Annotated in this window: 9 protein-coding genes and 1 pseudogene; 1 reads left to right on the forward strand and 9 read right to left on the reverse strand. The window is 32.2% G+C overall.

The window, feature by feature from the left end:
* Positions 1-587: 587 nt before the first annotated feature.
* A complete protein-coding gene (locus LEP1GSC202_RS13150; RefSeq protein WP_015678342.1) occupies positions 588-2,039 on the forward strand; it encodes a hypothetical protein in 1,452 nt (483 codons plus the stop codon).
* A 29-nt stretch (positions 2,040-2,068) separates the two neighbouring features.
* Here the strand turns inward: LEP1GSC202_RS13150 and LEP1GSC202_RS13155 are convergent, their stop codons facing one another.
* The 9 genes and pseudogenes from LEP1GSC202_RS13155 to rfbC form a co-directional block, all read right to left on the reverse strand.
* Positions 2,069-3,682, reverse strand: coding sequence for an LA_3751/LA_3752 family putative glycosyltransferase (locus LEP1GSC202_RS13155; protein WP_015678259.1), 1,614 nt, complete (start codon positions 3,680-3,682; stop codon positions 2,069-2,071).
* Positions 3,679-5,211 (reverse strand): LA_3751/LA_3752 family putative glycosyltransferase, encoded by a 1,533-nt coding sequence (locus LEP1GSC202_RS13160; RefSeq protein WP_015678298.1) that lies wholly within the window; start codon positions 5,209-5,211, stop codon positions 3,679-3,681. Before LEP1GSC202_RS13160 ends, LEP1GSC202_RS13155 begins: the two co-directional genes overlap by 4 nt.
* 6 nt (positions 5,212-5,217) lie before the next feature.
* The gene (locus LEP1GSC202_RS13165; RefSeq protein ID WP_015678227.1) at positions 5,218-6,357 is read right to left on the reverse strand and encodes a glycosyltransferase family 2 protein; all 1,140 of its coding nucleotides are present in this window, start codon (positions 6,355-6,357) and stop codon (positions 5,218-5,220) included.
* Positions 6,354-8,318, reverse strand: a complete 1,965-nt coding sequence (locus LEP1GSC202_RS13170; protein ID WP_015678088.1) for an O-antigen ligase family protein — start codon at positions 8,316-8,318, stop codon at positions 6,354-6,356. The genes LEP1GSC202_RS13165 and LEP1GSC202_RS13170 overlap by 4 nt, the downstream gene beginning before the upstream one ends.
* 1 nt (position 8,319) lies before the next feature.
* Positions 8,320-9,114 carry a glycosyltransferase family 2 protein gene (locus LEP1GSC202_RS13175; RefSeq protein ID WP_015678203.1) on the reverse strand — a complete coding sequence of 265 codons (795 nt, stop codon included), beginning with the start codon at positions 9,112-9,114 and terminating at the stop codon, positions 8,320-8,322.
* Positions 9,115-9,484: 370 nt separating this feature from the next.
* On the reverse strand, positions 9,485-10,342 hold the full coding sequence (rfbD, locus tag LEP1GSC202_RS13180; protein WP_015677961.1) for a dTDP-4-dehydrorhamnose reductase: 858 nt from the start codon (positions 10,340-10,342) through the stop codon (positions 9,485-9,487).
* Between the two features lie 18 nt (positions 10,343-10,360).
* A complete protein-coding gene (rfbA, locus tag LEP1GSC202_RS13185) occupies positions 10,361-11,239 on the reverse strand; it encodes a glucose-1-phosphate thymidylyltransferase RfbA (RefSeq protein ID WP_015678130.1) in 879 nt (292 codons plus the stop codon).
* Positions 11,240-11,254: 15 nt separating this feature from the next.
* Positions 11,255-12,306, reverse strand: a pseudogene (gene rfbB, locus LEP1GSC202_RS13190) (dTDP-glucose 4,6-dehydratase).
* Positions 12,307-12,372: 66 nt separating this feature from the next.
* Positions 12,373-12,921, reverse strand: a complete 549-nt coding sequence (rfbC, locus tag LEP1GSC202_RS13195) for a dTDP-4-dehydrorhamnose 3,5-epimerase (RefSeq protein ID WP_015678181.1) — start codon at positions 12,919-12,921, stop codon at positions 12,373-12,375.
* Between the last annotated feature and the right edge of the window lie 204 nt (positions 12,922-13,125).

Consider the following 13,125-nt stretch of genomic DNA (forward strand, 5'->3'; position numbering starts at 1 on the left):
TTCGAAAAAGCATTCGATTTCAAAAATCTTCCTTTTTTGCCAAATTTAAATGCACCAAATTGCCATTGATTCAGGAATAAAAATGAATAAGAGTGAATCCACTATGCAAAGGATTGTATGCCTAGATTAGTTTATTTGCATGACAAAAAAGAATCCAAATTCATAATACAACCGAAATCTTGATTCAAAACTTATTTCAACACCGCCTAACACATGCAATAAATCTTATTTTAAAATTTTGCTAAAAGCCATTCAATGTAATTTAAAGAAAATTCAATTTTTAGCTCCAAAAGAATCCAGTTCTGAAAAAATTAGAATTGTAAAATTTACAACACAATGCCCGTATTGATGTTATTTGTCTGAAGGCGAGTTTAAAAATGAGATTCGCTGATTAAGCAAATACGGAATTAAGTGATAACATTTAAATTTAAAAATACCATAATCCTAATATTGAATCGAGAATATGAATTCTTGAATTTAAATTAAAAAAAATAGTTACCTTAAAATCCATAAAAGCAGATAGTAGAAAAAATCAAATGAGATATTGATTCTCGTTTTTCTAAACAAATAACGAATTCCAATCCAAAATGAAACATTCGAACGAATCTTATCTTTTACAATACAAACTGTTTAGCAAAATGAAACTTTCTCCATTTTTCATGAAAGTATTGCAATTCTTTTCAATTTTCATCATCGGATACTATTTTCGTTCCTTTACCTTCGAAGTATCTGTCCTCGATTGGGATGAAATCACCTATTTTATAATGGGTAAAGGGATCCTTCTAGGCCAAATTCCCTATGTAGATTTATGGGATATCAAACCAATTGGAATCTATTTGGTACATGCGATTTCACTTATGGTATTACCATATGATCCAGTCACATTAAGGTGGACATCCTTTCTTCATTTGATTGCATTAACGATGGTCGTTGTTTCGTTTCAAAAAGATCAAAATTGGTTTTGGAAACTGTTAAGTGGATTACTCGTTTTATATTTCTTTTCGAGATTAACATCGGGACTTTCTGCCAATTCTGAAATTTATTTTTTGTTTTATGAATGGTTCGGTATTTACCTATTATTAAAGAAAAATTCAATTAAGTTAGCCTTTTTTTTCCTAGGAATCGCATTTCTAATCAAATACATCATTGTCTTTGACGTTATCTTTTTGGGTCTTTATGCTATTTATAAAAAAAAGAAAGACAACTCCTATTTCCAACTCTTTTACCAGCTTTCTTTTTTTCTGATTCCAATTGGAGTTAGTTTTATAATCTATTTTCTATTAGGACACCATCAGGAATATTTCAATGCATTATTTACGGTTTCCTCAAAACACCAAACAAATATTACAGTTGAATTTCCTTATAAAGATTTATTAAAATTATTCTGGCCCGCCATATTCCTTGGTTTTACCTCCATTTTAATAGATTTAAAACTCCCAAAAGAAAAAATAATTTTCCTTATCTTAACAATAACTGCTCTCATCGGAGCAAGTTATACAGGATATTTTTTCCAACATTATTTCCTTGCTTTAGTTCCACCATTGGCCATATTCGTGATTCCAAAAAGAAATAGCTTTATTTTGATTCCAATTACAATCATTTTCCTATTATTCTATTCTTGGTCTAATATATCGAATCGCTTAAAGAAGGATTTACTCTACATTCCGGACCACAGCAAAATCATCGCATCACAAATTGATGATTTAGGTGGAGGAAAGTTATTCGTTGCAAGTGGAGTTCATGCAACTTATATATACTTAAACCAATTAAGTCCAACCGCTTATGTTCAACCGGTGAATTACATCGATCCATTATTTGCTAAAAACTTTAGTGTAGATATTAGTCGGGTATTAAAAGAAATTGAAGGGATACAATTCATCCAATGGTGTAATCCAATTCCATTAGAAAATGCTCATGAAAATGCAGGCCTCAATCAGGAATTCGTAATACCTTTGCAATTAATGGTCAAAAACAAATACCAAAAAAATCAAACAAAACTAGAAGAATGTTCTTTATACCAAAAGGTTTCTTTGAAATAATAAATCTCTAAATTGACCTAACCATTTCTCTATTTAGCAGTCCATACCATTAGTCTAAAACCGGCAATCGTTTCATCCGACTTTACTTTGTAGAATTTTGATTGAATTTCAAATTTTGTATCAATCCATTCCTTATAAAATTCATCTGATGCGTTCAAATCCCTGGGTGGTTTAAAATCATAAAAGAAAACTTGGATTTGTTTTACACCGGATTGAATCAATTTCGACTCGAGAACGTTAAATTCATTCAAATTTTTTGTAATATAATGTGGTTTTTTTAAAAAAGAATCAGATACCAAAAGTAAATCAAATGTACTCAAATGAATTACTGGTGCATTTGCATATTCATCTAACTTAGATTGGAAAATTTCATGATACTTTTTTACATAATCTATGGTTTTAAAGTTTCGCCTAACATGAAATATACCAAGAAGCAATTGCAAAAACAATAATCCAATCAGTAAATAGGACCATCCATTTTGCCTCGATGTTTCCAATAGAGAAATCAGAAAAATACAAAACAAAATATATGAAAATTCAGTGAATCTCATCCCTAGATATAGACCACCAGAGGAATAGGGACTAAAAAGAACAATGATCATGAAAGAAACCGTTGAAGAGTAAAATAAAAATTTTTGAATTCGATTCAATTCAAATTTGAATAGGGAAAGTGTGAGTAGGATTACAATAGGGAAACAATAAAAAACAAACCCAACTCTATTTTCGTCACCAAAAAAATATTGCCAAATTAAATGAAGTCGATGCCCGAAATCGATTCTAAAAAAATCATTATACGAGACTCTACTTCTTATCCCTAAAAATTCCTGGAATTGGGTATAATTATAAAATCCAAATAAAATTAATGAAAAACTAAAGCCAGTGAGGATAAAAAAATGATTTATGATCAATTCTTTTAATTTTGAACGATATTGTATCAATAAAATAGAATACGGGATTCCAATATAAAACAAAGATTCTGATCTTAAAAATATAGCAAAACCACCTAGAAAACCTGAAAGGAAAAGCACAACGTTTGAAGATCTATTTTTCTTTTCGATTGTAAATATTGAAAGATAAATTGAAAGTAAAAACAATTGTGCCATCATGCTTTCTGAAAACTCAATGGCGCTCGAAATTCCATATCCAACTAACATCAGTACGGAAGATAATAACAAGTAGGGTAATTTTTTAATTTCAAATATTTTATATATAAAATAAACTGCAAAAAAACAAAGGGAAATATAGAGAACCAATATGCACGAATTAAAGTATCGATAGGAAAGTGGAACAAGAGAAAATATTTGAGCAAAAAAACTAGGATATTGAAAATAACACTTAACATCACCGCTCGCATCTTTTACAAAAAAAGCCCAAGGATATCGAAAAGGGAAAAAACGATAATTCTCATCGTTTACATTTTTTTCATTGTAACACTCATGAGCCCCTAATCCATTTCGTTTATATTCAATAACTTGGTATAATTTGATTTGTGAATCTGATTGGATGAGTGGACTGATTCCAGAATCCCATTGGAATCGTTTGAAAAACAATATCCCTAGGAGAGATAACAAAAGCACAATTAATACTTTAGGTTGTAAAAGAAATTGATCTAAAACTACTTTTAGTCTTTGGCTTAGATTCACTTTCCCTCTTCCAACAAATAGCCGTTAAAATGAGCGATTTTATGATTTGAAATCACTTTATATCCTTTGGGAGTGAGATTAAAATTAATATCAAACTTTTCTTTCCAAACATTCGCTGGAAATTCATTACTAACCAATTGGTTCCCTTCCCATTCTAAAAAAAGGATCCTCCACTTCTGATTTTTTGCAATGGTTTCAACCTTTTCCCAATCTGTATTTGAATAGATGGCAATTTGAGGATACTGGGTATAACTTTTTCCAATCAGATAGGAAAGTGAAAGGCCACGATGTACAATCAAATCTGGTTTTAACATATCAAAATCATCCATAACTTTATGGTACAATTTTGCAGAAGATGACCATTGTTTGATCGCTCTTAAATCTGATTTATAACAAAAATATATCAAAAATAAAATAACAAACCCAAAGTATAATTTCATCTTATGATTGGTGACGGTTAAAAAAACTCCAATCATCGCGATGTAAACTCCACTTTCAAAATATCTCATACCAAATATATCTACCCCTGCTCGATATGGGGATATAAAAGGCAAAATCAATAAAAACAAAATTCCCGATAACAAATACAACAGTCTGGTTTTGTTCCGTTCAAAAAAAATACAGAAAATGACTAAAAAGAGAATCGGATACCCTTTAAATATACCAATTTTAAACTCGTTTCCCCATAAATCGGCAATCAATCCACCGAATAAATCCCGATTTAAATCTGCAGAACCCATATCGTTCATCGTATTTAAACCACGCATTCCCAAAATATGACCATAAATATCGTAATTATAAAAACTAAAAATGGCCTGAAAAAAAAGGGTATAAAGGATTATAGGAAACATCCTGTGAACAAATTGCATTCGATTTGTAATTAGTAAAAAATATACAAAAAAGTATATGATCATGGCAATTGTTGATTCTGGGCGTAGTTGGAAATTGAATACGATCGCTATTGATAAAATACAATCATACAATTTCGAAAATCGATTTTTTTCAATATGGAACAAATAAATAACGAAAAGTAGGAAAAAATTTGTAAGTGTTAATTCCGAATAATCCAATGAAGATAAAAAGATCGGAGTGAAACATTGCACAATGATCACCGCGAATAGCACCATTGTATCCTTCATTTTATGGATATTGAAAATGCGATCGAGTAGAACGAAATTTAAAAGAAAAAATAAAATCGGAATATAGGTAATCACATGGACTGAGGTAAAAAATACGATTGCCTTTTGAATCCAAGTAAACAACACCGGGTATTGGAAAACACAATTCCCTTTTTCTAGTTGGAAAGCCCATGGATATCCTAAAGGAATAAAAGAAGTTGTAAACCCTAGTTTTCCAGCGGGGAAATAACATTCTGATGCAGATCCACCCTCTAAAGAATGAATGACCTGATAGTATTTAATTTCTGGATCACTTGAGATAAAAATTGAACTTTGATTCCACTTATATCGATAGATAAATGGAATTAGTACGATTAAAAAATAAACAACAACTCGTTTGGAAAATTTCATTCCAATCTAATCTCTTTTAATGATATGAGACGTAACTGCTTGGAGCGCAAATATAAGTAATGTTAAGCTTAAAGTGGAGGAAACAATAAACTCTCTTTCCAAATTGATAAATTGATAAGAAGACTTTTGCCATTGCAAAAAAATCCATAAAACCGAGAATAATATAACTACAAATCCCGAAATCAAAAGAAAAAATAATTTATCTTCCTCTAGAGACAAAATGGTAGAATATACCTTACTTATTTTTGATTGTTTCGTAGCAATGAGTAGTCCAGTTCCCCACAAACTCAAACCCAATATCGAAAAAAAAGAGAATATGATCATGGAATGAATTCCATACAAATTCATTCCAAACAAACTGATAACCTTTCCAAAACTTAAACCCAATAATAATTGAATCCAAAAAAATATAAGTAAAACCGACCCTGTCCTTTCAAATAAATGCGGGCCGTAAAATAAAATCCGAAGGAGATGCCTCATCCCATCGCGCCACGTTTTAAGATGTGGAATTCTACCAGCTTTATCAGGGTATAAGGAAACTGGAACATGAAATAAAATAGAATCATTTACAAGTGCTTTTATCAACAATTCAGAAGCAAATTCCATTCCCTTACTTTTAATGTTCCAATTTAAATAACTTTCTTTCAAAAAACATCGAAAACCAGAGTTAGAATCCCTAATTTTGTTCTTCTTAGCATATAATAAATTAATAATCCAATTGATTACTGGCGTTCCAAGATATCGATGTAAAAAAGGCATAGCTCCTTTGTGAATTGTTCCATCCATACGAGAACCAATCACCATATCACAGTTCCGCTTTACCAATTCATTGATTAATAGAGGAGATTCTAAAAAATCATACGTATCGTCAGCATCAGCAAAAACTATGATATCACCTTTCGCACTGCGAATTCCAAAATCAAGTGCTGCCCCATAACCTTTTTCCTTTGCATCTACTACTCTCACACCGAATTTTTTTGCAACGGCCTTTGACAAATCCGTGCTTCCATTATCGGATACTACTATTTCAACTTCAAAATTCTTCTTTAATTCAGATTTTACTTTTACTAACTTTTCCAAAACGAATGGTAAAGTCTTCTCTTCATTCAAACAAGGAATGACAAAACTAACATATCTTTTTTTCATAAAAAATCCTTTGAGTAAATACCGAATGGATCGGTTGATGCCAACAATATCTGTATTGCTGATTTATATTTTTCTTTATTTTTATCATCAAGTCGTTCTATATAACTTAAAAGATTTGCGTAACATAATTCCTTTCTTGAGATGTGCTGAAAACATTGGTTTAAATAAATTGATTCATAATAACTATATTTAGCTAAATTTAAATTAAGATAAAAATATCTATTGCCTAGTAGTAAAATCTCAAAATCATTTAACTGCTTTAAATCATTGCCTAAATGATTTGCATTTAAATATTGATTTACTCTATTAAACTCCGTAAAAGTGGTTAATTTAATGTCCTTATGGTATTTAAAAATCATTTGTTCAGTTTTACTAAATCTCAATGATAAAACGAGATATATAAACAAAAACATAAAAGTAATTACTCGGATTAAGGTACCAAACATTAAATTCAATTTTTCAATTGTTGTATTTATTTTGCGTCCATTCAATTCTACTATGACTAAACCCAAAATAAACACATTACCGATTTCAAGACTACTAAAATCTAAAACCTCATGGATCAACCAAATAACTAAAACAGCGAAGGGAATTGAATTCTTTGATCTCAGAGTAGACTTATAAGTTAACGATTTTTTAAATAAATAGATTAGTGATATGACAAAAAGACCAAAACCGATTAAACCTATAGAACTTATTATTTGAAAATATAAATTGTGGGCTAAAGGATACGTGTTAAAATGATTTATATAGTCTTTCACTAAATAGAAATCCAGTGGCAAAATTTGCAGGTCATCGACAAAAGGAAGAAGCCTCTCAGAATTAAATCCAAAACCAAGTATAGGTTGATTAAAAACTGTGTTTAGAAAGTGCAATTTCCAAATCGAATATCTGATTCCAACAGTTTCTATATTAAAAAAGGATTTTTCAGAAAAGGCCAAAACAACAAAAGAAACTACTATAAGAGAAATAAAAAGGAATGACATCCTCAGATTTATCTGAAGTTTATTTTTGAACCATAAAAAAAACAAAACTAATAAAATTGACGATGCAATAGAAATCCTTGAATAAGATGTTAGAAGAAAAAAAATAGCAACTAGCAAAACAAAAAAATAAAATAAAACCAGTTTTTTTTCATTTGAAACATTGGAAAAGGAGATTGAAGTTAATCCTAAAATTAAATATGTATTAGAGCCTATCAGGCTAACTGGAATCAAAAATATATCCTCGTGAAAGGAGCTGATCTTAAACTCCTTATCCACCAACATTTTTATGATTAATATGGTCGAATTGATTAAAAAAATCAATAATGCGTGATTTATTAATGTTTGCCTGAACTCTTTACCCTCACCTCTTATCAAAAGGATTATAAAGAAAACCTCTAAAAGTAGGAATATCCTCACCAAAGCAAAGTCATCAGCCCAATCCCTTACGATCCAAAATAAAGCGAAACAAATAAAAATCGAAATTAAATTTGTAATTTTTAGAGTTTCGAAATTCGAGTAACGAATCATTAACCATATGGCGAATCCAATTGGTACAATAGGATACATCGTAAAATTATTACTAACAAAACAAGGTATAATGGCTAACAAGGAACCGAGAAGGTAAAAATCTTTACCACTATTTCGGTAATGTTGGTAGAAAATCACTCCATTCCAAAAAACCATAGTTAATTTGATTACTAGTTTTTCCGGAAGGAGTTGTATAGGATCGTATTCCGCAATTTTAAAAAAGGTGAAATTACAAAGTAAGACGGTTAAAATTAAATGCAATATAGACTCATAATTGAGTTTTTTCTTACCTTTTCTGAGATATACAAATAGATATATAATTACAAATAGTAAAGCAAACCCAATTGCATCATTCCGAAAAAATTTCTGATTTGTTTCACCTAAGAATAAAAGGAAGAAAAAATAAACATAGAAAAAATCAAAAAAGTATATTAGTCTTTGTTTCATTTTACAGCCAATTGGCAGTTTTCGGGATATACTTTTCTGGCATTCCTTTATGGAAGAACTCTCTTTTAGAAACAACTAAGTTAAAGTATATAATATGACGCAATGCAGCAATTCCATCTTTCCAAGTGATTTTTTTACCTTCAAGGTAGTTTCTGGGATAGTAAGAAATTGGAAACTCCTGCACCCTAATTTTTAATCTCGCAAGTTTTGCTGTAATTTCCGGCTCAAAACCAAATCTTTTTGATTCAAGATTAATATTCTGAATGATCTCTGATTTAAATACTTTATAACAGGTTTCCATGTCAGTAAGATATAAACCGCTGAAAAAATTCGATAATATCGTTAAAATTCTATTGATTAAATAATGAAAGGTCCGATGAACCTGACGACCATCTTTCTTAAATCTTGATCCAAAGACAACATCCGCCTTTCCCTTTATAATCGGATCAACGAGCATGGGGATTTCTTCCATATCATATTCGAAGTCCGCATCTTGGACAATGATAATGTTGCCAGTAGCTTCCAAAATTCCTCGATGAAGCGCAGCCCCTTTCCCTTGATTTTTCTCTTGAATTAGTATTTTATGTTCAGAGCGAAATTGGAAATTTTGTAAAATGGAAAGTGAATTATCTCTAGATGCATCGTCAATAAAAACGAGTTCTTTTTGAGTTGGAAGCTGTAGAGAATCTATTCGATTCAAAAACTCTTCTAAATGAGAAGATTCATTGTAAATTGGGATGATGAGAGAAGTTTTATTCTGTTTTCCAGAGCTAAGCGTGTTACGTTTTGCGACCATGATTACCTCTAAAAATTATAACTTTAGCGGAAAGTCAAGCTGTAAAATAAACGACCGCTACAGAAGCAATCTAATTTTTATATTGATACTTCATTTATGATTCATTCTAAAGACAAAATCTAAAAGGCGGGATGATCAAAAATAAAATTTCCTAGAATCTATTTAGATTTGAAATGATTTACTTTACCTTTTTGAATTTTATCTGTTACCTTCATATCCCTTGAATTGCTTAAAATTTGAAGTTTTTGGAGTATACCCAAGCTATTACAAAATTGAAAAACCTATTTAAACTCATTTATCAATGAATCTAAAGCGGATATACTGGATGATACCAAAAAAACTTTATGGTAACTTCATTTCTATTTAATAATTATCTTAATTCGTTTAGAACTAATTCAATTCGATCTTTCCAGTGAAAATTTTCTTTTAAAAACGATTCTCTAAATTTCTTTTTACTCATAACGCTATAAGTAGGTCGTATAGCCGGTGTAGGGAATAGTTCAGAAGGTATAGGCAAAACTTTACATTTAGGGTTAACTTTTGAAATAATTGCATAAGCAAAATCATACCAACTTGCAACACCTTCATTTGAAAAATGATAAATACCCGATCTATTGGATGATAATGCCTCTATACAAACACCTGCTAAATCTCCCGCCCAAGTAGGTGATCCTATTTGATCATCCACGACTGAAATTGAATTTCTTTCTTTCGATAACCGAATCATTGTATTTAAAAAATTGTTTCCAAATTTTGAATAAACCCATGAAGTTCGAATGATAATTGAATTAGAATCTCGATTCAATACTAACTCTTCACCCTCAGATTTTGATTTACCATACACAGATAAAGGATTTTTTGAATCAGTTTCAAAGTATGGAGATGATTTCAAACCGTCAAAAACAAAGTCCGTAGAAATATGAATCAATTTAATTTCATATCGACTTGAATACTCTGCTATAATCGCTGGTGCTTCTGAATTAATCGAGTATGCCTTTTCTTTATTTGACTCAGCTAAATCCACAGCGGTATATGCAGCAGCGTTTATGATACCAAAAGTATTTTTAGGTAACTTGTTCTTAAAAAAATGATCAAGATCATGTTTTGATCCTAAATCCAACAAATCTTTTCCAATAAATTCAAATGTATAACCGGTGGTGCTTTTTGCTATTTCCCTGATTTCCTGCGAAAGCTGCCCTGTTGAACCAAAAACTAAAATATTTTTCATAAAAATACAAAACCCATTTTAATATATAACATCTTCAGTGATACGCCTTAGATACTGACCATATCCATTTTTTATTAATGGTTCTGCCAATTTGAGTAAGTCCGCCTTTGTAATGTAACCTTTGCGGAAGGCAATTTCTTCGGGGCATGCAATTTTCAACCCTTGTCTTCGTTCTACTGTTTCAACAAAAGAAGATGCTTCTAGTAGAGATTCATGCGTTCCTGTATCTAACCAAGCATATCCCCTACCCATCAACTGCACATCAAGTGTTCCCTTCTTTAAATAGATTTTGTTTAGATCTGTGATTTCTAGTTCACCCCTGGGAGACGGTTTCACCTGTTTGGCATACTCTACTACATTTTGGTCATAAAAATACAGACCTGTCACTGCATAGTTGCTTTTGGGGGTCTGAGGCTTTTCCTCGATAGAAATCGCTCTTCTATTAGTATCGAATTCTACCACTCCATATCGTTCTGGGTCGTGAACATGGTAAGCAAATACTGTTGCTCCTTCTTTTTTGGATACTGCTTGTTTTAGTTGTTCTTCCATTCCATGTCCAAAAAAAATATTATCTCCCAAGATCAATGAACAAGGCTCTCCCCCATTCAAAAACGTTTCTCCTATTAGGAATGCTTGTGCCAACCCATCAGGAGAAGGTTGCACCGCATAGTGCAATTGTATTCCCCATTGACTCCCATCTCCCAACATCTCCTGGAATAACGGAGTGGATTCAGGTGTGGATATGATCAATATCTCACGAATCCCGGATAACATTAGAGTACTCAAGGGATAATATATCATCGGTTTGTCGTATATGGGAAGAAGTTGCTTGCAGACAACTTTAGTTACTGGATAAAGCCGGGTTCCAGAACCTCCAGCTAATATGATTCCTTTCATCTTTAATTAATGATCCTATCGCTTGTTATATTGGGTTTCATAATATGACTTGTAGTCACCAGACAAAATCTCTCCCCACCATGATTGATTCTCCAAATACCAATTTACCGTTTCTTCTATTGCTTCGTCAAAACTATACTTTGGTTTCCAGCCTATTTCGCTTTCTATCTTCGAAGGGTCTATTGCATAACGGTAGTCATGACCTGGTCTGTCTTTCACAAATTCAATCAGATTGCGGTGCGGGAATCCTTTCGGATTCTTTGGTCCATCAAATCACAAATTCTATGCACTATGTCCAAGTTGGTTTTTTCATTTCTGGTTCCAATGGTGTAAGTTTCACCTGGCTTCCCTTTTTGGAGCGCCAAATCAATTGCTGAGCAATGATCTTTCACAAATAACCAATCCCGAATATTATCACCCTTTCCATAAACAGGCAGTGGCTTGCCCTGCAAACAATTTAGAATCATCAAAGGAATCAACTTCTCCGGGAAATGATACGGGCCATAATTATTCGAACAATTTGTGGTAACCGTAGGAAGTCCATACGTATGGAAATATGACCTTACCAAATGATCTGAACCAGCTTTCGAAGCGGAATAAGGCGAATTGGGAGCATAGGGCGTGGTTTCTGTAAAAAATCCATCGCTTCCCAATGTTCCATATACCTCGTCCGTCGATACATGAAGAAATCGATCCAACTTCCCTTCTTGGAACCTAGACCTTGCTAACTCTAACAAAAAGAAGGTTCCCATTACATTGGTTCGTACAAATTCCTCTGGACCCGTAATTGATCGATCCACATGAGATTCCGCCGCAAAGTGAACAATTTCTGAATATTCCAAATCTTTGCATGCTGAATTTAAGCCTTCTTTATCGGAAATGTCTACTTTGACAAAACGATAACGTGGATCATTCGCATACTTCTCTAAGTTTTTGAGATTACCTGCATAGGTCAATTTGTCTATAACTGTGACTTGGATGTCACTGTATCTTTCCATTACATAGTGTACAAAATTCGAGCCTATGAATCCTGCTCCACCTGTGACTAACAATTTTCTAGATTTCATTTTATATAATTTCCTAATTAGATTACAATACTTCTAAATCTAATACTATGTGCTGTTATACTTACATCAAAAAGGAGATTCCAAATCCTTTAGCAATGGTAAAACCAAATCCTTATCAGATACTATCGCATCTTTCACGTCTATACCCCAGTCTATTCCTAAGGATGGATCATTGAAGAGAATCCCGCCTTCGTGAGCCTTGGAATACTCATTCGTTACTTTATATAAAAAGTCTGTATCATCTTCGAGAGTCAAAAATCCATGGGCAAAACCTGGTGGTACCCAAAAAATATTTTTGTTCTGATCTGTTAGCACTACTTTTAGATGATGACCAAAGGTAGAAGACGATTTCCGAATGTCCACAATCACATCCAATACAGAACCTCGTATCACACGTACTAGTTTACCCTGATCCATCGGTGGTGATTGGAAATGAAGTCCTCGAAGAACATTCTTACTGGATCGGGAGTGGTTGTCTTGGAAAAATTGTGACGGTATTCCGTGATGCCCAAATGATGAGGATTTATATGATTCGAGGAAAAATCCTCGAGTGTCTTGGAAACAATCGGGAGTTATCAAGATTGGACCTACGATGGGAAATGTTTCCACTTTCATGGATGCTAGCTTTTTCCCTCCCTAAGCTAACGCAAGGAAAATCAAAAAATCATTCTCCTATATTGGTATTTGGGTTACTTAAATGCTGGTTTACAAACATTCAAATTTTACTAAGTTTCAACAGACTATACTAATAATTCACAAATTCTCAATTTTTTTGGGAAATCGTATTCGAATTTTCCGAAATGAAATTAAATATACCGG

It is taken from the genome of Leptospira yanagawae serovar Saopaulo str. Sao Paulo = ATCC 700523, assembly GCF_000332475.2.
Lineage (GTDB): Bacteria > Spirochaetota > Leptospiria > Leptospirales > Leptospiraceae > Leptospira_A > Leptospira_A yanagawae.

Coding starts and splice junctions, on each gene's coding strand:
- LEP1GSC202_RS13150 (WP_015678342.1), top strand. CDS start 588: ATGAAACATTCGAACGAATCTTATCTTTTACAATACAAACTGTTTAGC.
- LEP1GSC202_RS13175 (WP_015678203.1), bottom strand. CDS start 9,114: ATGGTCGCAAAACGTAACACGCTTAGCTCTGGAAAACAGAATAAAACT.
- rfbD (WP_015677961.1), bottom strand. CDS start 10,342: ATGAAAAATATTTTAGTTTTTGGTTCAACAGGGCAGCTTTCGCAGGAA.
- rfbC (WP_015678181.1), bottom strand. CDS start 12,921: ATGAAAGTGGAAACATTTCCCATCGTAGGTCCAATCTTGATAACTCCC.
- rfbA (WP_015678130.1), bottom strand. CDS start 11,239: ATGAAAGGAATCATATTAGCTGGAGGTTCTGGAACCCGGCTTTATCCA.
- LEP1GSC202_RS13165 (WP_015678227.1), bottom strand. CDS start 6,357: ATGAAAAAAAGATATGTTAGTTTTGTCATTCCTTGTTTGAATGAAGAG.
- LEP1GSC202_RS13160 (WP_015678298.1), bottom strand. CDS start 5,211: ATGAAATTTTCCAAACGAGTTGTTGTTTATTTTTTAATCGTACTAATT.
- LEP1GSC202_RS13170 (WP_015678088.1), bottom strand. CDS start 8,318: ATGAAACAAAGACTAATATACTTTTTTGATTTTTTCTATGTTTATTTT.